This is a genomic window from Agrobacterium sp. CCNWLW155, assembly GCF_036888815.1.
Lineage (GTDB): Bacteria > Pseudomonadota > Alphaproteobacteria > Rhizobiales > Rhizobiaceae > Agrobacterium > Agrobacterium radiobacter.
The window spans coordinates 221,861-241,557 of sequence record NZ_JBAKFW010000006.1 but is presented as its reverse complement, the minus strand read 5'-3'; the positions used below and the strand labels follow the sequence as shown (position 1 = coordinate 241,557).

The following is a 19,697-nucleotide window of genomic DNA, read 5'->3' as shown; positions in this document are numbered from 1 at the left end:
ATGAACCAGCCGATCCTTATCGAACGCGACGGCCACAGGACCTGGCTCAAATGGCATCGCGCCCGCCGCCGCGCTAGCGATCCGGTCTTCACCGGCGAGCGCATCATCGAGGCGATGCGCCTTGGTGCGAGCATCGAAGTCGATCTCGTCATTCATGCCGATCACGGCTGCGCCGTTTTGCATGACCGGACGCTGGAACGGGAAACCACCGGCACCGGCCGAGTGCACGACACATCCGCCGCTGCGCTGCGTCAGCTTCACCTGCGCGACAATGGCGGCCAGCCGATCGCTTCGAAGGTGATGCTGCTCGAAGACCTCTGCGCCCTGCTCGCGCACGAGACCGTGCATCGCGACGCCCTGTTGCAGCTCGATTTCAAGGAGGACCTACAGGCGCTTACCCCGCAGGTGGTCGCCGGTTTCGGAGCAAGCGTTTCGCCCATAGCAAGCTCGGTGATCCTGTCCGGCGGCGATTTCGACGCCATCGCCATGCTGGCCGGCTCAGCGCCGGGACTTCGCACCGGATATGACCCCTGCCATCGCGGCACGCTTGCTCAACTGAAGGCAAGCGGAAACTATCTGGGTTTCATTGAAGACGCTCTCGCCACCGCGCCCGATGCCGGGATGATCTATCTCGACTACGCGATCGTACTTGCTGCCGAGGATGCCGGTGTCGATATCATCGCCCCGATCCATGCCGCCGGCCGCCGGGTCGACGCCTGGACAATCAACAGCGTCACGCCGCAATCCATAGAACAGGTCGAGCGTCTCTTGCGGCTTAAGGTGGACCAGATCACCACCGATGATCCGGAAGGGCTCGCCGAGGTTTTCAGCCGATGACAGTCAATTACAGCGCCATCCTCGACCATATGGTCGCCACCGCCCGCGAGGCCGGCGCATTGACGCTCGACCATTTCAGCCGCTTCCGCGACATCGAGATCGGCGTCAAGGGACCGGGGGATTTCGTTTCCGATGCGGACCGGGATTCCGAGACACTGATCCGTGAGCGCCTGCTCGGACAATATCCCTGGGGACTGACCGGCGAGGAATTCGCACCTGTCGAAGGGGCGGATCAGGATCATCGCTGGCTGGTCGATCCCATCGATGGCACCACCAATTTCCTCTTCGGCCAGCACTATACCATCACCATCGCGCTTCGCCGCGGCAATGAAACGATCTGCGGGCTGGTCTATAATCCCGTTTCCGACGAGATGTTCACCACGATCAAGGGAGACGGCGCCTATCTCAATGGCGAGCGCCTGCGGGTCAATGCCAGCACGGACGTCGCGCTCATGTGTGTCGGCACCGGCCTGCCCACGCCCAATCTCCAGCTTTATCCCGGCGCCTATCAGCGCCTTGACGCCATTCGCGCGCCGATCGGCGCGGTTCGTGTTGTCGGCAGCGCCGCCAATTCCTGCGCTTACGTCGCCTGCGGACGGCTTACCGGTTATTACGAGGAGACGGGATTCGTCGACACGGCAGCCGGCATTCTCCTTGTTCAGGAGGCCGGCGGCATTGTGACCGACTGGTGGGGTCGCGGACCGGAATTCTATGAGAAGACCGGAACGCTGATCGTCGCCAATGCCGCGACCCATGCCTATCTGATGGAGCATCTGCGCGGCGTTTCGCCCAAGAACCCCTTATAACGGTTTCTTCGTCGAAACATTCCGCGCTGCCGTAATCGTCTCAGGCTATCTGCACCATGTGGCCGGGCGATACGGTCCTGTAGTTTCGCGTCGGTGTTTCATATCCCATTGCCCGTATCGGGCTCTTCAGCTCGTCATTGGATATGCCACGCCTTATCCCGCGTCTTGCCGGGTCCGGCACCGGAACGGCCGCCATCAGCTTTTTCGTATAGGCATGTTGCGGATTGTCGAAAACGGCGGCGCGCGGCCCGATCTCCACGATCTCGCCGAGATACATCACCGCGACACGATGGCTGACGCGCTCCACGACAGCCATGTCATGGCTGATGAACAGGAAGGCGAGGTTGAGGCTCTGCTGCAGGTCGAGCAGCAGGTTGCAGACCTGCGCCTTGATCGAAACATCGAGCGCCGAGACGCTTTCATCGGCAACGATGACCTTCGGATCGAGGGCCAGTGCCCGGGCAATCGCGATGCGCTGTCGCTGACCACCCGAAAATTCGTGCGGGTAGCGGCTGGCCATATCGGCGGACAGGCCGACCTTTTCGAGAAGATCGGCAGTCTTTTCCTTGGCCTGCTTGGCGCTGCCCAGCCTGTGCTTGATGAAGGGCTCGGAAATTGCCGTGCCCACCGTCATGCGCGGATTGAGCGACGAGAACGGGTCCTGAAAGATCATCTGCACCGATTTGCGCATGTTGCGCAGGCCGACGTTATCGAGGCGCATCACATCGTAACCGTCGAGGGACACATCGCCGGACGACGGCTCCACGAGGCGCATGATCGAGCGGCCGGTGGTGGATTTTCCGCAACCGGATTCACCCACCAGCGACAGCGTTTCTCCTTGAAACAGATCGAAGGAAACGTTCTCGACGGCGTGAACCGCACCCGTCTGGCGCGCCAGCAGGCCGGAGCGGATGGGAAAACGCGTCACAAGGTTCTTGACCGACAGAACCGGCGTCTGGCCGCCTGCAACCGTCTCGGCCACCTCCTCCGGCTCGGTCGAAAGGCCGGTTTTCATGTCGAGAACCGGAAAACGCGTCGGCCATTGCCGGTTACGCATAGAACCGAGCTTCGGCACCGCCGAAAGCAGCGCCCGCGTATAGGGATGTTTGCCGCGCCGGAATATGTCCTCCGTCGGCCCGGTCTCGACCTCATCGCCGCGATACATCACGATCGTGCGGTCAGCGATTTCGGCCACCACACCCATGTCATGGGTGATGAAGAGCACCGACATGCCCTCCTCTTCCTGCAGCAGCTTGATGAGATCGAGGATCTGGCCCTGAATGGTAACGTCGAGCGCCGTCGTCGGCTCGTCGGCGATCAGCAGTTTCGGCCGTGAGGCGAGCGCCATGGCAATCATCACACGCTGGCGCATGCCGCCCGAAAACTGATGCGGATATTCGTCAAAACGGCTGGCCGCATTGGGAATGCGGACCTTCTCCAGAAGCCGCACCGTCTCCGCCCGCGCCTCCTGCTTCGAAAGCCCCTTGTGGCGGATGAGGACTTCGGAAATCTGACGGCCGATGGTGAAGATCGGATTGAGCGAGGTCATCGGCTCCTGAAAGATCATCGAGATATCGTTGCCGCGCACGCCACGCATCTCTTTTTCGGAAAGCGCCAGCAGATTGCGCCCGTTGAGCAGGACTTCCCCTTCTATCCGGCTGGAGGCCGGGGCAAGCAGGCGCATCAGTGATAGCGACGTCACGGATTTACCGGAGCCGGACTCGCCGACAATCGCAACGGTTTCACCGGGCGCGACATCGAAGGACACATTGCGCACCACGCTTTTCCAGGCGCCATCGACGAGGAAGGAGGTGGTCAGGTTGCGGACGGAGAGGACAGGTTTTATCTCCATGGTCTTACCGCCCTACCGCATAGGCCTGCATCAGCCGCGGGGTTGCGGCGGCGCGCAAGAGGCCGTCCGCATCCCGCCGCGCGGCGGTGAGCCTCCCGACGGACCATGCATCGGCAACCGTGACACGGTGTCCGCGACGGCGAAGCTCCTGTAAGGTCGCTTCACCCACGGTGCTTTCCACGGTGATTTCCCCCGGCGAGCTGGTGCGCGGATAAAACGAGCCCGGAAAATGCGCGGTGTGGAACAACGGCATATCTATCGCGGCCTGCAGGTTCTTGCCGTGATGGGCATAACGCAGGAAGAAGGGTAGTTGCCACTGGTCCTGCTGGTCGCCGCCCGGCGTACCGAAGACCATGGCGGGACGGCCCTGATGCAGCGCAAGCGAGGGCGTCAGCGTCGTGCGCGGGCGCTTGCCCGGCGCAAGCGAGGTCGGCAGCCCCTCCTTCAGCCAGAACATCTGGGCGCGGGAATTGAGCGCGAAACCGAGACCCGGCACGATGGGCGAGGATTGCAGCCAGCCGCCCGAAGGCGTAGTGGAGACCATGTTGCCCCAGCGGTCGATGACGTCGATATGGACCGTGTCTCCGCGCTTTTCCGTCAGATGCGACATGGTCGGCTCGTAGACGGTGCCGGTGCCGCTCATTTCGGCCAGCATGGCTATGGTGGCATCCACCTGCTTTTCGTAACCCGGCACGGTGCCCGGACGCAGTTCCAGCGACGCCTCGCTGCCGATCAGCGTGCGGCGTCCGGCATTGTAACCTTCGGAGAGAAGATATTCAGTCGGTATCTGGCCGAATTCAGGGTCGCCATAATAGACCTCGCGATCGGCATAAGCGAGCTTCATGGCTTCGACGATGGTGTGGATAAAATCGGGACCGGACGGCTCCATGGCCGCAATATCGAAGCCCTTCAGCAGCGCAAGCGATTGCAAGAGAACCGGACCCTGCCCCCAGGCGGGCGTCTTGGCAATCGTCCAGTCTTGATAGTCGAACGTCTGCGGCGCTTCGACGGTCGCGCTCCAGTCCGCCATATCCTGCGCCGTCAGCACGCCCTTGTGCCTTGCGCCGCTGGCATCCATCACCTCTGCGGTCTTTACGTAACTGTCGATGGCTTCCGCTACGAAACCCCGATAGAAGGCATCGCGCGCCGCCTCGATCTGGTTTTCGCGGCCGGAGCGCGCTTCGGCTTCAGTGACGATCCGCTGATAGGTGGCGGCGAGAACCGGGTTGCGGAAACTGGCGTGAGGTTCGGGTGCCGCGCCGCCTGGCAGCCATGTCTCATGGGATGTCGGCCATTCCTTCTCGAAGAAATCGGCCAGCCCCTTGATGGTGGCGGAGACACGCGGCAACGTCGGATGCCCGTGCTCGGCATAATAGATTGCGGGTTCCAGCACTTCGCGCACGCTCATCGTGCCATAGTCGCGCAGCATCAGCATCCAGCCGTCGAAGGCGCCGGGTATGACGGTTGCGAGCAGCCCGTCGCCGGGGATCAGCTTCAGGCCTTCCGAAGTGTAATGTTCAATCGTGGCACCACTCGGGGCCGGGCCCTGTGCGCAGATGACTTCCACCTTGTCCTTCTGCTTGGAATAAAACACCGCGGGCATATCTCCGCCCGGGCCACACAAATGCGGCTCGACAATCTGCAGGACGAAACCGGTGGCCACGGCGGCATCAAAAGCATTGCCGCCCTTTTCGAGGATCGCCATGCCAACGGCCGATGCGATCCAGTGCGTCGAGGTGACGACGCCGAAGGTGCCAAGGATTTCAGGGCGTGTGGTGAATTCATTCATTCCGATATTCCTTGTAAAAAATCATGCTTCGCGCGGATCGAGCGCGTCGCGCAGGCCGTCGCCGAGAAGATTGAAACCGATGACGACGAGGAAGATGGCGATGCCGGGCCACATCGTCATCCACGGCGCCTGGCTCAGGAAATTCTTCGCGGTATTCAGCATCGAACCCCAGGATGGGGCCGGCGCCTGCTGGCCGAGACCGAGGAAGGAAAGGCTCGCCTCCGCAATGATGGCGGTCGCCACCGTCAGCGTCGCCTGCACGATGATGGGGGCAAAGACATTCGGCAGGATGTAACGCGTCATGATGTCGATATGGTTGAGGCCGATGGACCTCGCCCCCTCGACATAGTCCTCCATCTTGACGGCAAGCACCTGTCCGCGCGTCAGCCGCACGAAGATCGGCATGGCGGAAAGGCCGATGGCGATCATCGCATTGGTAAGGCTCGGGCCGAGAAAGGCGGCGAGCGCGATTGCCATGATCAGGAAGGGCATGGCGAGCAGCGCTTCGGTGATGCGGGAGATGACCATATCCACCCAGCCGCCGAAATAACCTGAAATCAGGCCAAAGGGCACGCCGATCACCACCGCGATCATCACCGAGACGACGCCGGCCATCAGCGAGGCGCGGGCGCCATAGATCATGCGGGAAAGGATGTCTCGGCCGAGATCGTCGGTGCCGAGCCAGTGCGCCGCCGACGGCGCCTTGCGGATGGCTGACCAGCTGGTCGCAACCGGATCGGCAATCGGCAGGATCGGCGCGGCGATGGCAAGTACGGCGAAAAACAGCACGATGATCATGCCGACAAGCGCCGATTTGTTGCGCTTCATTTTTTTCCAGGCGCGGCTTTCCTGCCGTGTCGCCGGTACGGATAGATTTTGATCGAGAACGGTCATGATATCAGGCCTCAGATCGTCGCCCTGAGGCGGGGGTTAAGCAGGACATAGGCAATGTCGGCCAGCAGGTTCATGAGGATGAAACCGACGGCGGTGCATAAAACGATGCCCTGCACGACGGCATAGTCACGGGTGAAAACCGCATCGACCGTCATCTTGCCGAAACCGGGAATGGTGAATATCTGCTCCGTCAGAACCGCACCGGCCAGCAGCTCCCCGAAGAGCAGCGCCAGCAGCGTGATGACGGGAAGAAGCGCATTGCGGAAACTGTGCGACAGGATGATCTCGCGCGGCGAAAGTCCCTTGGCGCGGGCGGTTCGGATATAGTCCGAACTCAAGACCGCAACCATCGCAGACCTCGTGTGCCGCATCAGCGTTGCCGCAAGCGCATTGCCCAGCACGAAGGCGGGCATGATCATCGTTTCGATGGAACGGACAGGGTCCACGAAGATCGATTCATAACCGGATGCCGGCAACCAGCCGAGTTTTACCGAGACCAGCAGGATCAGCATGATGCCGAGCCAGAAATTCGGGATCGACAGGCCGGAAAGCGCAACGATATTGGCGGTGTAATCGATCCAGGTATTCTTCTTGACGGCGGCCAGAATGCCGATGGGGATGCCGATCACCATGGCGAAGAACATCGCCATGACAGCCAGCTGAATGGTGACCGGCAGCTTCTGGCCGATCAGTTCCAGCACCGGCTGGTTGGACCGCAGCGAAATACCGAAATCGCCGGTCATCACGCCGCCCAGCCAGTTGATATATTGCAGCGGCACGGGGTCGTTGAGGCGATATTTCTCCCGCAGGAATTCGATCGTCGCGGGATCGCGCTCCTCACCCGCCATGGCGAGAACCGGATCCCCCGGCAGGAGTTTCTGCAGCGAGAAAACGAAGATGGAAATGATGAGAAGCGTCGGGATCGCGACCAGCAGTCGCTTGCCGATATAAACAGGCATGGCATTGCCCCCGTTTGTGTCCGGTCTGGGGGCCGCACGGCAAGCCGTGCGGCCTATGCGAAACGGTCAATCCTTGGAAACGCCGAGAAGGCGGATCATACCGTCAGGCGACGGCGCCCAGCCCTTGACCTTGCTGGAAATGGCATAGGCATAGGGCTGGTGGCCGAGATAGATGATCGGCATGTCGTCGTTGAGGATGACGCTTGCGGCATCATATTTTTCCTTGCGGACTGCATCTTCGGTCGAGGCGCGGGCCTCGTTCAGCAGCTTGTCGACCTCGGGATTGCAATATTTCACATCGTTGATGCCGCCCTTGCAGGTGACGAACTGATGCAGGTTGCCATCGGGATCGATACGTCCCGACCAGTCTGAACGGCTGAGCTGGTAATTGCCGGCGGTCTGCTCGGACAGGAGTGTGGCAAATTCGGTGGCCTTCAGGGTGACGTTGAAGCCAGCCTCGGCCGCCATGGACTGGATGACCTGCATCATCTGCGTCTGCGTGGTGTTGTTGGCGTGCTGAAGCTCGACATCGAGCGTCTCGTAACCCGCCTCCTTCATCAACTGCTTGGCCTTGTCGATATCGCGCGGCGGCACCGGCAGGTTCTGGTTGAACCAGGGGCTTGAGGGTGGGAAAGCCTGATTGCCGCCCTTTGACGTCCCTTCGAAGACGATCTGGCCGATCGCCTCTCGGTCGATCGCATAGGAGAATGCCTGGCGCAGGCGCTTGTCCTTGCCGAGCGGATTGTCCGCACGCGCGCCATTGTTCATGTTGACATACATGGCCATGTAACCCGGTCCGATGACATCGGCATAGGTCAGTTTGGGGTCGTTCCTGACGGATTCCGCATCGGAAGCCGAGATGCGCTCGGCGATATCGAGGTCGCCTGCGCGAAGGTTCGCAAGCTTCACGGTGGTGTCGGGGATCGGCAGATAGACGATCTTATCAACGAGGACCTTGTCCTTGTCCCAATAATCCGCGAACTTCTCGAGCACGATGCGATCCTGCTGGATGCGCTCGACGAATTTGAACGGCCCGGCGCAGACCGGCTTGGAGCCGAAATTCGCACCCAGTTCCTTGGCCGCTTTCGGCGCGACGATCATGCCGGCGCGGTCGGAAAGCTGCGCCAGCAGGGTGACGTCAGGCGTCTTCAGCGTAAATTTGACTTCCAGCGGCCCTGTCGCCTCGACCTTCTCGACGGACGATAGCTCGCTCTTGCGGCGGGATTCCGGCAGCGTCATGTTGCGCTCGATAGTGGCGACGACAGCAGCTGCATCGAGCTTCTCACCATCGTGGAATTTCACGCCATCACGGATCTTCATCGTCAGAACCTTGCCGCCTTCGGACCAGGCCCATTCGGTGGCAAGCTGGGGCACGATCTTCATGTCCTGCGAGATATCCACCAGCTTGTCGCACATGGCGGTGTAGACGATGCGGCCGACGAAGGTGCGCGACTGTGCTGGATCGAGCACATCAGCATCGTCGTTCAGGCCGATGCGCAATTCGGAGGATAGCGCCGGCGTGGTCAGGAATGCGCTCGCCAACAGCGCAGCAGTCAATGTCTGGATTTTCTTCATGTTCGTTCCTCTGGTCTGGTTATTTTGACTTTTTGTCATTGGCCGCCCCTGACGGGGCGACAGTTTTCATCCGTGGCCTTAAGAAGCCTCGGTCAGCGAATTATCGGCGCCGGCCGTATTGCCCTCCCCGGATCCCTCTTCCAGAAAGCCGAGCGAGGTGGCGCGGATCAGCCTTTCCTGATGCATGAGAAGATGCTGGCGCATGGCTTCACCGGCACGCGCTGGATCGCGATCGGCGATGGCGTCGACAATGGCCATGTGCTGTTCGAAAGACGCCCTCACATTTGTTCCGCTGCGCCGGGCGAGTTCCCGTATCGACTGCCAGGCATCATCCTGGCGGACACGATTGATGACATCGAAAATCGAGAGAAACAGCTTGTTGCCGGCACTCTGGGCGATCTGGCGATGGAGCGAGCCATCCCACAATTCCTTGGCATCTGCATCCGTGCTCTGGCCGGTCTTTTCCACCAGCGCCCGCATGCGCTCCACCTCGGCCGGCTTGGCGCGCATCGCCGCTAGCTGCGCCAGCTGCGGTTCGATGCGCAGGCGCACCTCCATGATTTCCATGAAATCCGTACCGGCGACCAATTCCGTGACCTGGGCGGACCAATCATCAGGTTTTTCACCCACAAAGGTTCCGGCCCCCTGCCGCCGCCAGATGAGGCCTTCGGCTTCCAGAACCTCCAGCGCGCGGCGGATCGACCGACGGCCGACGTTAAAAGTCTCCGCAAAGGCCCGTTCCGTCGGCAGACGGCCATCCCTGACGAGATGATTCGCCTGAATATATTCACGCAACCGCGCCAGCGCGTAGTTGGAATTGTCGTTAGGGCCTGCTGCCACACCGCACCATTTGCTTGAACCAATCTTGTATTGGTTCATTTGGTGAGAAATTTTCGCCGACGTCAAGCGCATTTTTGAGCGACAATTTCTGACGCTCAAAATATGGGCATGTGGCGTTTTTTTGACTGTGGAGATAGGACGCAGGGGCATGGCGTTCGCGCGCGCCCTGCCTCCCTCAAGGCCCGACGGAAAGCCGGATTCGCCCCGATAGATGTTCGCCGGACGCAACGATCCTGACGCCAAGCGCTTCCCGCTGCGCCTCCGGCAAGCCGAGCGCTCCGGCGGCCATGGAAACGGGCTCGAGGCAAAGATAGCTGTCCATGCGGTGGACAGCCAGATGACCGAAAACGGGATCGGCCTCGATCAGCAGTGAAAACCCGTCAAACTGGACATGCGCATTAGACCAACCTGTATAATGCTCCGTGTATCCCGTCGCTGCGGGAATGACGGTCGTCTGGCGAAGTACGGCTGCTTGGCCGGTCGGCACGTTCTGCGGGTCCAGCGGATATTCCAGCCTTGCATCCGTGCGCGCTTCGCAGCCAAATCCGGCAGCCAGATAGGGATGCCAGCCCAGCGCCATCGGCGCGGGTACGTCCGCCAGATTGGTGATCGACAGGTCCACGGTGAGGCCGGCGTCTTCGAGCAGAAAAGACTGTTCAGCGCGGAAGGAAAAAGGCCATTCCCCGTCAGCCTCATAGTGGAGTACCAGCCCCGCCCGATCCGAAGCCAGACCGGAAATCTCCCAGGCTCGCCGGTGCGCAGGTCCATGCATGGCATCAGGCGCAAGGGCCGGATGGGGAGAAAGCTCATGGCGGATGCCCGCATGAACGAACGAGCTCCCATAGAGCCTATTGTGGTAAGGAAACAGCGGATAGGCGCCGGCGCGCGGCCAGTTGAACGGCTGGAAATCCTCCCCGGTTGCTGGCGCCAGAATATCACCGTAGTCCGCGTGGTGCAGATAGGTCATCCTGCCGCCCCATGCGGGACGCAGGCGGGCAGAGAGCCGCCCGCAGGCAATCGCGATCGTTTCAGGCAAAGGCATAGGAGCCGTCAGGCCGTTTCGGCACCCGTCTCTGCCAGTGAATGTAACCGTCTTCCTGCATGGCTTTTTCATCCATCTCCACCCCCCAGCCGGGACGATCCGGCCTCAGTTCCAGATATCCGTCCTTCGGCAGATAGGGGTCGACGACATAGCGGGTTTCATCCTCGCGTTTTTCAAGATCGGTGCCGCCATAGACATAACATTGCCCTTTCGGCAGCCGGTATTCGAGAATACGGAAATTCTGCTGGGCGGCGGAGAAATGCACGTTGACGGCGGTAGCGAGCGGCCCCATCGGGTTATGCGGCGCAATGCTGACGAAATGGGCTTCCGCAAGCGTGGCGATGCGGCGCATTTCGGAAATGCCGCCGACGACGCAGATGTCAGGCTGAATGATGTCTGCACCCTTTACTTGAAGAAGACGCAGGAACTCATTGCGATTATAGAGACTTTCGCCTGTTGCCAGCGTGCAGTTCAGCCCCTGCTTCAGGTCTCCCCACATCTCGATGTTTTCGGGACGCAAAGGCTCTTCGAAAAACAGCGGATCGTAAGGCGCAAGCGCATTGCCAAGCTGGCGGGCGGCGGCGGGTTCAAAAATCTTGGCATGGGCGTCAAAGGCGATGTCGTAGTCAGACCGCACGGTCTCGCGAAGCGAGCGGAAATAGTCGGCGGAACTGCGCACCACCTCACCCCAGCGGTGGGCATGGATATCCACGCGCCACGGGCTAAGCTTGAAGGCCGTGAAGCCCCAGCCCTCGTTGAGGCGGTCGAACTCTTCCTTTGCCGCCGGCGCATCCGGTGCCGTGTAGACGCCGGCATAGACCTTGATGCGGTCGCGCACTTCGCCGCCCAGCAGCTTGTAAACAGGCACGCCCGCTGCCTTGGCGGCAAGGTCCCACAGGCAATGATCAAGCGCAGATATTGCTGACAGACCGAGCGCGCCGGGCGGAAAACGGTTCTGCTGGAGAAGGAGATTGTAGAGATATTCGACCCGCGTCGGGTCCTGTCCGGCGAGGAAGCCATAGAGGTAATCCAGCACCGGCGGCAAGGCGAGATCGGGGCCGTGATTGTAACATTCGCCCCAGCCGGTCAAACCGTCATCCGTATCGAGAGCGACGATGACGCGGGGGCGGTCCTTGTCGCGGGTGACGAATACCCGCATGCGATCGATTTTCATGCTTAGTCTTCCTCATGAATTGCAGCGCGCAACGGGCGCAACACTATCGGGCGGCGATCCCGTTTTTGATCTCTGGCGGTTCGACGTAGCGGAACCTGCGGGTGCGGTCCCGGTCCCGCGGGTCCGGGCGCGGAATGGCGGAAAGAAGCGCCTGCGTATAGGGATGGTCGGGCGCGTTGCAGACCTTTTCGGCGTCTCCCACTTCGACAAGCTTGCCGCGATACATCACCCCGACACGGTCGCACATGTATCTGATAACGCCGATGTCATGGCTGATGAAGATATAGGCGAGACCAAGCTCGTCCTGCAGGCGCATCAGCAGATCCAGCACCTGGAACCGCACCGAAACATCAAGCGCTGACGTCGCCTCATCCGCAACGATGATGCGGGGTTTCAGCGTGATGGCGCGGGCAATCCCGATGCGCTGGCGCTGTCCGCCGGAAAAGGCGTGCGGGTAACGTTCACGCCCGGCCGGGTCGAGACCCACCTGCTCCATCAGGGCGCAGACGCGTTCATCCAGTTCCTTGCCCCTGGCAATGCCGTTGACCAGCAACGGCTCGCCGATGACCTGCGCCACCGTCATGCGCGGATTGAGCGAGCCGAAAGGGTCCTGGAAAACCATACGCAACTCACGCCGCGCGGCTTTCAGTTCGGCACCTTCGATTTTGGCCAAGTCGACCACCGTGCCATCCGCCCGGCGATAACGCATCTCGCCGCCGGTCGGATCGTAAAGACGCATGATGGAGCGGCCCATCGTTGTCTTGCCGGAGCCGCTTTCGCCGACGATGCCAAGCGTCTCGCCCGGGAGAAGCTTGATCGACACGCCATCCAGCGCCTTCATTTCACCGAAGTGCATGGAAAGGTCGTTCACTTCGAGCACCGGCGCAGCCGTTAGATCGAGTGGAGGCCGCGCAAGCCGGATTTCCGCCTTCTGCTCCAGCTTCAGCACGGAGCCGATCAGCATGCGGGTATAGGGATCCTGCGGGCTGTGGAATATCTGCTCAACGGTGCCATATTCCTTGGCGACGCCATGATGCATGACCAGCACGTCATCGGCGATCTGCGCCACCACGCCCATATCATGGGTGATGAACAGCACCGCCATGCCATGCGCCTTTTGCAGCCGCGATATCAGGTCGAGTATTTCGGCCTGTGTGGTGACGTCAAGCGCCGTCGTCGGTTCGTCGGCGATCAACAGTTGCGGTTTGCAGGCCAGCGCCATGGCGATCATCGCACGCTGGCGCATGCCGCCCGAATATTGGAAAGCGTAACGATCCAGCGCCTTTTCGGGATTGGGAATTTCCACCTGCCGCAGCAGCTCGATGGCCTCGGCCCGCGCCTGTGCCTTGCTCATTTTCAGATGCAGACGCAGGACCTCGGTGATCTGATCACCCACCGTATGCACGGGTGAAAGCGACGACATCGGCTCCTGAAAAATCATCGCGATATCAGCGCCGCGCACCGAGCGGATGGCCCGGCTGCGCGGATCGAGCTTTGCCAGATCGAGTGACGTGCCATCGGCGCGGTTGAGGATGATCGACCCGGTCGCAATGCGGCCGGGGGTGTCGATGATCTGCAGGATCGAGCGGGCGGTGACGGATTTGCCGGAGCCGCTTTCGCCGACGACGCAGAGGGTCTTGCCGGGATCGATGGAAAAAGACAGATCGTTGACCGCCCGGAAGACGCCGTTTCGGACCGGAAATTCGGTCACGAGATTGCGGACTTCGAGCAGTGGCCTGGCGGGCTTCATGGAGAGAATGTCGCTCATCAGGACCTCACTTATTATAGGGATCGGCTGCATCGCGCAGGCCGTCACCGAGCAGATTGAGCGCCATGACGGCAATGACAACAGCGACGCCCGGCAGGAACAGCCATGGCGCGGTTGCGATCGAGCGGATGTTCTGCGCCTCGCGAAGCAGCACGCCCCAGGAAATCGTCGGCGGCTGGAGACCGAGACCGAGGAATGAGAGCGAGGTTTCCGCAAGGATCATCGCCGGAACCGCAAGCGTGACGGAGGCGATGATATGGCTCGAAAAACTCGGCAGCATATGGCGAAAGATGATGCGCCCTTCCGGCACGCCATCCAGCCGCGCCGCGGCCACGAATTCTTCGGTTCGGAGCGACAGGAACCGGCCGCGCACGACGCGGGCAAGCTGCGCCCAGCCGGTCAGGGACAGGATGATGGTGATCATCATGTATTGAAGCGTGGCAGGCCAGCCCTGCGGCAGGGCGGCGGCCAGCGCCAGCCAGATGGGAATGGTGGGCAGCGACAGCACGAAATCGATCACGCGCTGCATGACGAAATCGATGCGGCCGCCATAATAACCGGAGATACCGCCCAGGACGACGCCGAGCAGCAGCGAGAAAAACACGCCGACGAGACCGATCGACAGGGAAACCTGCGCACCCTGCACCACGCGGCTAAAGACATCGCGTCCGAGGCGGTCCGCGCCGAACAGGAAAAGCGGGCGCGTCTTGTCGGTGGAAGCCAGCAGGTGGATATTCGTGTTGAACAGGCCGAATACGGAATATTCGTAACCCCTGCCAAAAAGCTGAATCGGTATTTTCTTGGCCGTATCTTCCACGAACACGGCAGCCAGCGTTTCGGGGTTACGGGTCAGCTTCAGCGGATAATAATGCATCCCGAGCGAGAAACCCTCGGTCGTATCGACGAAATGGACGCGCTGCGGCGGATGGAAGGTGGCGCGGGCGTTCTGCAGCACCGGATCGTTGATGGCGAAGAAGCCGGGCACCAGCGCAACGATATACATGGCAACGGTGATGAACAGGGCGGCCATGGCCAGCTTGTGGCGCTTGAATGCCCACCAGATGAGCTGCCACTGCGAGGCGACGGCGGCGCGGTCCTGCCGGGCATTGGTGGTAATGGTGATATCGCTCATGGCGCCCTCCTATTCGAGACGGATGCGCGGATCGACCAGCGCAAGCAGGATGTCGCTGATAAGCGATCCGATCAGCGTCAGCGCGCAGATCAGAAGCACGAAAGCGCCGGCGAGATACATGTCCTGCGCCATCAGCGACTGCAGAAGCAGGGGTGCGGCCGTCGGCAGATTGAGCACGATGGCGACCACCACGGAGCCCGAAATGAGGTTGGGCAAAAGCCATGCGATGGTGGAAATGAACGGGTTGAGCGCAATTCTGAGCGGGTATTTCGTCAGCAGCTTGAACTCGGACAAGCCTTTCGCCCGCGCCGTGGTCACATAGGGCTTGGGCAATTCGTCCAGCATGTTGGCGCGCATGACGCGGATGAGGCTTGCGGTGGAAGACACGGCAAGAATGGCGACCGGCAGCCAGATATGAGCCATAAGGTCAACCATCTTGGCGATGCTCCAGGAGGCCGTTTCATATTCAGCTGAAAACAGCCCGCCGACATCGGCCCCGAACTCCACCGCAGCCACATACATCAGCACCAGCGCCAGCAGGAACGAGGGTATGGAAAGGCCGAAGAAGGAAAAGGCGGTGAAGAGATAATCGCCGATCGAATATTTGCGCACGGCGGAGAAGACGCCGATCGGAAGTGCGATGGCCCAGGTGGCGAGAAGGCTTGCGATGGCCAGAACCAGCGTCAGCGCCATACGCTCCCAGATGAGGCCCGAAACCGGCTGCTGCCATTCGAACGAGATGCCGAAATCGCCACGGCTGATGATGCCCCATATCCATTTCAGATATTGCACGATCATGGGATCATCGAGGCCGAAACGTTCACGCAGCTGCGCCGCGGTATTGTGGTCGATGACCTCGTTGGAGGCAGCCAGTGTGGCGATATAGGTCGTCACATAGTCACCGGGCGGCAGCTGGATCAGGACAAAGGCAAGGAAACTGACGGCAAACAGGGACGGTATCATCCACAGCAGGCGTTTTACGATAAAAAGCAGCATGTCGCTCTCGCAATCACATTGTGCCATACGCACTGCCTTCCACTGAGGAAACGGTATGCGGATGGTCGAAACAACCTGAGAGGCGTCGCCGCGTTACGGCAGCGACGCCCATGTGGTGGTATCAGCTTGTGAAGGTGAACTGTTGCGGCAGCGCCGGGCCGGGGTTGGGCCATGTCCAGCTGTCGGGTTCCGTTTCCGGCACATTGCGCAGATTATTGCGGATGATGCCGAAACCACCAACGGCAAGGCAGAGACCGATCGTCTCGAACTCTTCCGCCGCGATATCGAAGATTTCCTTCATCTTCTCGCCGCGTTTGGCAAGGTCGGCCGTCGAGCGCGCCTCGTCAAACAGCTTGAAGCGCCTCTTCTGGCTTTCCGGCGGCTCTTCGCCCTTCTGGCCATTCGAGGTGTACCAGAGCGCCCACGGAATGGCGTAACGCGAACCCTGCGGGTGGAATGCGAAGAAATCGCGCGGATCAAGCATCGGGTCGAGACCGCCGGGGCCGGGCCAGACGGCAGCATCATGGGCGTTGTCATCGCCGCGTGTATAATAGAGCGCGCGTTCGATGGTGTTGACCTTGATGTCGACACCGATCTGCGCCCATTGCGCCTTCACCAGTTCCAGCGCATCGACCAGATCGGGATAGAGCGTCGGGATGACATCGATCGAGAAGAAGACGGGCTGGCCATCAGGCCGCAACCGCATACCGTTGCCGTTCTTCTTGTCGTAACCGGCCTTGTCGAGAAGATCATTCGCCTTGTCGGCATCATATTCGGTAAACTGGCGCGCCAGCTTTTCATTATACCAGGGGTGTGTCGGGCGTGGTCCGGCCTGATACCCCTCGCTCTGGCTGAAATAGACGATGTCGATGATTTCCTGCCGGTTGAGCGCGATGGACAGCGCCTGACGGAAGGACTTGTCCGCGAACATCTTGCGCATTGCCGGGTCTTTATGGGTGATGTTCAGGTAGATCTGGCATTGCTGCGCGGCAGACGGCACCAGAGTGAGCAGGCGATAATCGCCTTTTTTCATGTTCTGAGACAGGGTCGGCTTGTTGGCGAGAACGCTGATATGGCGCTCCTGAATGTCGATCTTGCCGGAAATGACGTTCAGCATCAGCGATTCGACATCCTGCGAAATGCCGAAATTGATTTCGTCGATATAGGGCAGCTGGTTGCCTTCGGTATCGACCTGCCAGAAGTAAGGGTTGCGGGTCATGACCACCCGCGTCGCACCGCCGGAATAGGGTTCCTTCACCACCCACGGATCAAGGGTCGGCTTGTCGACATTCGACCAGCGGGACGGAATTTCGATATCGCCGCACTTCGCCCGGAACAGTTCCGTCCAGCTGGAGACACCCGCAGCCTTCACATCGGCATCAAGCGCCGTGTTGTATTTAGGCAGGAACTTGCTGCAATAATGCTTGGGAAACAGCGTCGGATGCTGGCCGAGCGGCGTGGCGAGGTTTTCGAGATAAAGCGCATTCGGCGCTGCGAATTTGAACTTTACCGTGAAATCGTCGACTTTTTCGACATCGACCGCCTTGCCCGCAACGGAGAGCTGCGCTGGCGTGGCGCTGTAAAGCTCCTTGTTCTTGATGCAGTCCTCGATGGCGAACACCACATCATCTGCGGTGAAGGGATGACCATCCGACCATTTTGCGCCCTCCAGCAAATGGAAGGTGAATTGCGAAGCATCGTCGTTGACTTCCCATTTCACCGCAAGGTTCGGCAGAACCTCGGTGAAGTCCATATTCCAGCGAACCAGCCCCTGATTGCCGACCATGCGCAGGATGCCGTTATGGTCCGACGAACCGCGCAGGCCACGGCGCAACGTGCCGCCATAGGAGCCGATTTTCTCGTGCGGTGTCACCACCATCGGATTTTTCGGCAGACGTTCGGCCAGGGGCGGCAATTTACCGTCCTTTACCAGCGCCTCCAGTTGCGGCGCCTGCTTGCCGGCAGCAGCCCGCGCCGAGGTCCCGATGACGGAAAGGGCGGCCACGCCGCCAAGCCCCGCCATAAAGGTTCGGCGCGTTACGCCCAGTGAAAATGCTTCGCCATCGCGCATCGACAATCCTCCAAAAAATCACCGGCAGCGAAACGGTTTTCACCGTGCCGCAACAGCCCTCCCGGCCAGCCAGCATACCGATCCTCCATCGGCAGGGGCAGACCATATGGGCGTTTTCAGATGATTACAAGTATTGACAGCTTTTTACATATTTTTTATTCGTAGATAGGTTTTCAGGATCAGGCTTGAAGAAAAAATCGGCACGACAGCCCCCTCGCTCACAAAAACCCCGGGATTTCTGTTGCGATTGAAATGCAGGAAACCCATTAACTTCAGCGATTTGCAACGGAAGGGCTGCTGATGGACAATCAAACCGCATCTGCCGCCGCTCGAGGCGAGACTCGGCTGAGCGACATCATCTACGAAAAAATCATCGGCATGATTTCGGACGGGCGGTTTCCCGTGAACGAACGGCTGCCATCGGAACAGAATCTGGCGTCGTTGTTCGGCGCATCCCGGCCGGTGGTGCGCGAAGCCCTGGAGCGGCTTCGAAACGATGGCCTCATCGTCTCCCAGAAAGGGTCAGGTTCCTATGTGCGCCAGCAGCCGGATTCGTCCGTGTTGCAACAGGTTCCTGTCGGCTCGCTTGCAGATGTGCAGCGGTTTTTCGAATTCCGGTCCGGCCTTGAATCTTCAGCGGCCGAACTTGCGGCGCGCAACTGGCAGGCCGCCGATAAAGCCCGCATCGAGCAGGCCATTGCGGCGCTGGAACAATGTCTGGAGCGCAACGATCTTGGTGCGGAGGAAGACTTTGCCCTGCACGAAGCCATTGCGAAGGCGAGCCATAACCAGTTCCACATCACGGTGCGGATCTGGTTCAAGCCGCATTTCGCGATCGGCCAGTCGGTGACACGCAGCCTCAGCCTCAAGCGGACGCCGCAACATGTGCGCGAGGTGCAGAACGAGCATACGGCAATCGTGGAAGCGATCTTTGCGCGCCAGGAGCAGGCTGCGCATGACGCGATGAAAGACCACATCCTGAAGGCGCGCGCCCGCATGTTTCAGGGCGTCGGCGGCTAGAAGCGTTTCCGCAATTCGAAGGACGAAGCCCTATGGGGCAATGGAGAATAATCAGTGAGCCAGCCGCGCATCATAGAGCCGAAACTCCGCTCCCTTATCGATACGCCGTTGAAGGTTGGAGAATCACCGGCATGGGATGAGCGGACGGGCAATCTGTGGTTCGTCGATATTCTCGCCCCCGCCATTTTCTGCCTGCATCCGGGCGGAAAACTCGACAGATATGATATGCCCGCCCAGGTGGGATGTCTCGGTCTTTGCGACAATGGCCTGATCGTGGCGGGTCTCAAGACCGGCGTGCATCTTCTTGATCCCGCGACCGGAAAACTCGAACTTCTGTGCGACCCTGACGAAGGGCGGCCTGACAGCCGCCTCAACGACGGGAAGGTTGGCCCGGACGGCCATTTCTGGGTGGGGACCCGCGACGAGGCCGGGATACAGACGGGCAATGCACGCCTCTATCGCGTCGCGCCGGATGGCGGCGTCGAACGCATCATCGATGGCGACATGTTCACCTCTAACGGGCTCGCCTGGAGCCCGGATGGCAGGCGCATGTATCATTCCGACAGCAGCGGTCTCATGTATCAGGCGTTCGATTTCGATGTCGCGACGGGCCGGCTCGGGCCGGCCGAACGTCTTCACGATTTCGCACCGGACGAAGGCAGGCCGGATGGCGCGGCGACCGATTGCGAAGGCTGTTACTGGAGCGCCGGCGTTCAGGCTGGCCGTCTCAACCGCTTTTCACCGGATGGTGAACTGTTCGAGATCTACAGGCTGCCGTTCAGGGGGCCGACCATGCCGTGTTTCGGCGGTCCTGATCTCAAAACGATCTATCTCACAAGTCTCGTCACCGAGACGAACGGAATTGCCACGCCGGGCACGCTTGTTGCCTTTGATGCGCCCGTTGCGGGGGCAGCCGTACACAAGTTTTCCATCTGAAGACGC

16 protein-coding genes are annotated in these 19,697 nt (G+C 60.5%); 4 read left to right on the top strand and 12 right to left on the bottom strand.

What is annotated here, in order from left to right; all coding sequences use genetic code 11:
* Together V6S97_RS19240 and V6S97_RS19235 are read left to right on the top strand one after the other, a co-directional pair.
* Nucleotides 1-837: a glycerophosphodiester phosphodiesterase gene (locus V6S97_RS19240; protein ID WP_111784935.1), complete on the top strand. Its 837-nt coding sequence runs from the start codon at nt 1-3 to the stop codon at nt 835-837.
* Nucleotides 834-1,643 (top strand): inositol monophosphatase family protein, encoded by an 810-nt coding sequence (locus V6S97_RS19235; protein ID WP_334427641.1) that lies wholly within the window; start codon nt 834-836, stop codon nt 1,641-1,643. Before V6S97_RS19240 ends, V6S97_RS19235 begins: the two co-directional genes overlap by 4 nt.
* A gap of 40 nt (nt 1,644-1,683) precedes the next feature.
* Here V6S97_RS19235 and V6S97_RS19230 read toward each other — a convergent pair whose 3' ends face one another.
* The 12 genes from V6S97_RS19230 to V6S97_RS19175 all read right to left on the bottom strand — a co-directional run bounded on the left by V6S97_RS19230 (nt 1,684) and on the right by V6S97_RS19175 (nt 17,735).
* A complete protein-coding gene (locus V6S97_RS19230) occupies nt 1,684-3,495 on the bottom strand; it encodes an ABC transporter ATP-binding protein (protein ID WP_020810971.1) in 1,812 nt (603 codons plus the stop codon).
* A 4-nt stretch (nt 3,496-3,499) separates the two neighbouring features.
* Nucleotides 3,500-5,284 carry a gamma-glutamyltransferase family protein gene (locus tag V6S97_RS19225; RefSeq protein ID WP_020810970.1) on the bottom strand — a complete coding sequence of 595 codons (1,785 nt, stop codon included), beginning with the start codon at nt 5,282-5,284 and terminating at the stop codon, nt 3,500-3,502.
* A 21-nt stretch (nt 5,285-5,305) separates the two neighbouring features.
* On the bottom strand, nt 5,306-6,178 hold the full coding sequence (locus V6S97_RS19220; RefSeq protein WP_003505690.1) for an ABC transporter permease: 873 nt from the start codon (nt 6,176-6,178) through the stop codon (nt 5,306-5,308).
* An 11-nt stretch (nt 6,179-6,189) separates the two neighbouring features.
* A complete protein-coding gene (locus V6S97_RS19215) occupies nt 6,190-7,137 on the bottom strand; it encodes an ABC transporter permease (RefSeq protein WP_080864422.1) in 948 nt (315 codons plus the stop codon).
* 66 nt (nt 7,138-7,203) lie between these two features.
* Nucleotides 7,204-8,712 (bottom strand): ABC transporter substrate-binding protein, encoded by a 1,509-nt coding sequence (locus V6S97_RS19210; protein ID WP_031234031.1) that lies wholly within the window; start codon nt 8,710-8,712, stop codon nt 7,204-7,206.
* Nucleotides 8,713-8,790: 78 nt separating this feature from the next.
* Nucleotides 8,791-9,591 (bottom strand): FadR/GntR family transcriptional regulator, encoded by an 801-nt coding sequence (locus V6S97_RS19205; RefSeq protein WP_080867391.1) that lies wholly within the window; start codon nt 9,589-9,591, stop codon nt 8,791-8,793.
* 136 nt (nt 9,592-9,727) lie between these two features.
* Complete coding sequence (locus V6S97_RS19200) at nt 9,728-10,594, bottom strand: aldose epimerase family protein (protein WP_107676768.1); 867 nt, start codon at nt 10,592-10,594, stop codon at nt 9,728-9,730.
* A complete protein-coding gene (locus V6S97_RS19195) occupies nt 10,581-11,768 on the bottom strand; it encodes a galactarate dehydratase (protein ID WP_003505685.1) in 1,188 nt (395 codons plus the stop codon). Before V6S97_RS19195 ends, V6S97_RS19200 begins: the two co-directional genes overlap by 14 nt.
* 43 nt (nt 11,769-11,811) lie before the next feature.
* A complete protein-coding gene (locus tag V6S97_RS19190) occupies nt 11,812-13,536 on the bottom strand; it encodes an ABC transporter ATP-binding protein (protein ID WP_162690408.1) in 1,725 nt (574 codons plus the stop codon).
* A 7-nt stretch (nt 13,537-13,543) separates the two neighbouring features.
* Entirely contained in the window at nt 13,544-14,668 is a 1,125-nt protein-coding gene (locus V6S97_RS19185) for an ABC transporter permease (RefSeq protein WP_020810964.1), read from the bottom strand.
* A 9-nt stretch (nt 14,669-14,677) separates the two neighbouring features.
* Complete coding sequence (locus V6S97_RS19180; RefSeq protein WP_003505682.1) at nt 14,678-15,664, bottom strand: ABC transporter permease; 987 nt, start codon at nt 15,662-15,664, stop codon at nt 14,678-14,680.
* 121 nt (nt 15,665-15,785) lie between these two features.
* Nucleotides 15,786-17,735: an ABC transporter substrate-binding protein gene (locus V6S97_RS19175; RefSeq protein WP_020810963.1), complete on the bottom strand. Its 1,950-nt coding sequence runs from the start codon at nt 17,733-17,735 to the stop codon at nt 15,786-15,788.
* A gap of 300 nt (nt 17,736-18,035) precedes the next feature.
* Here V6S97_RS19175 and V6S97_RS19170 point away from each other — a divergent pair, with 300 nt between their 5' ends.
* Together V6S97_RS19170 and V6S97_RS19165 are read left to right on the top strand one after the other, a co-directional pair.
* Nucleotides 18,036-18,755, top strand: coding sequence for a FadR/GntR family transcriptional regulator (locus V6S97_RS19170; RefSeq protein WP_080864427.1), 720 nt, complete (start codon nt 18,036-18,038; stop codon nt 18,753-18,755).
* A 54-nt stretch (nt 18,756-18,809) separates the two neighbouring features.
* A complete protein-coding gene (locus V6S97_RS19165; protein ID WP_020810960.1) occupies nt 18,810-19,691 on the top strand; it encodes an SMP-30/gluconolactonase/LRE family protein in 882 nt (293 codons plus the stop codon).
* Nucleotides 19,692-19,697: the final 6 nt, after the last annotated feature.

Excerpts from the sequence above, each read along its gene's own strand:
- V6S97_RS19240 (WP_111784935.1), top strand. The coding sequence starts at position 1 with ATGAACCAGCCGATCCTTATCGAACGCGACGGCCACAGGACCTGGCTC.
- V6S97_RS19235 (WP_334427641.1), top strand. The coding sequence starts at position 834 with ATGACAGTCAATTACAGCGCCATCCTCGACCATATGGTCGCCACCGCC.
- V6S97_RS19230 (WP_020810971.1), bottom strand. The coding sequence starts at position 3,495 with ATGGAGATAAAACCTGTCCTCTCCGTCCGCAACCTGACCACCTCCTTC.
- V6S97_RS19225 (WP_020810970.1), bottom strand. The coding sequence starts at position 5,284 with ATGAATGAATTCACCACACGCCCTGAAATCCTTGGCACCTTCGGCGTC.
- V6S97_RS19220 (WP_003505690.1), bottom strand. The coding sequence starts at position 6,178 with ATGACCGTTCTCGATCAAAATCTATCCGTACCGGCGACACGGCAGGAA.
- V6S97_RS19215 (WP_080864422.1), bottom strand. The coding sequence starts at position 7,137 with ATGCCTGTTTATATCGGCAAGCGACTGCTGGTCGCGATCCCGACGCTT.
- V6S97_RS19210 (WP_031234031.1), bottom strand. The coding sequence starts at position 8,712 with ATGAAGAAAATCCAGACATTGACTGCTGCGCTGTTGGCGAGCGCATTC.
- V6S97_RS19205 (WP_080867391.1), bottom strand. The coding sequence starts at position 9,591 with ATGAACCAATACAAGATTGGTTCAAGCAAATGGTGCGGTGTGGCAGCA.
- V6S97_RS19200 (WP_107676768.1), bottom strand. The coding sequence starts at position 10,594 with ATGCCTTTGCCTGAAACGATCGCGATTGCCTGCGGGCGGCTCTCTGCC.
- V6S97_RS19195 (WP_003505685.1), bottom strand. The coding sequence starts at position 11,768 with ATGAAAATCGATCGCATGCGGGTATTCGTCACCCGCGACAAGGACCGC.
- V6S97_RS19190 (WP_162690408.1), bottom strand. The coding sequence starts at position 13,536 with ATGAGCGACATTCTCTCCATGAAGCCCGCCAGGCCACTGCTCGAAGTC.
- V6S97_RS19185 (WP_020810964.1), bottom strand. The coding sequence starts at position 14,668 with ATGAGCGATATCACCATTACCACCAATGCCCGGCAGGACCGCGCCGCC.
- V6S97_RS19180 (WP_003505682.1), bottom strand. The coding sequence starts at position 15,664 with ATGCTGCTTTTTATCGTAAAACGCCTGCTGTGGATGATACCGTCCCTG.
- V6S97_RS19175 (WP_020810963.1), bottom strand. The coding sequence starts at position 17,735 with ATGCGCGATGGCGAAGCATTTTCACTGGGCGTAACGCGCCGAACCTTT.
- V6S97_RS19170 (WP_080864427.1), top strand. The coding sequence starts at position 18,036 with ATGGACAATCAAACCGCATCTGCCGCCGCTCGAGGCGAGACTCGGCTG.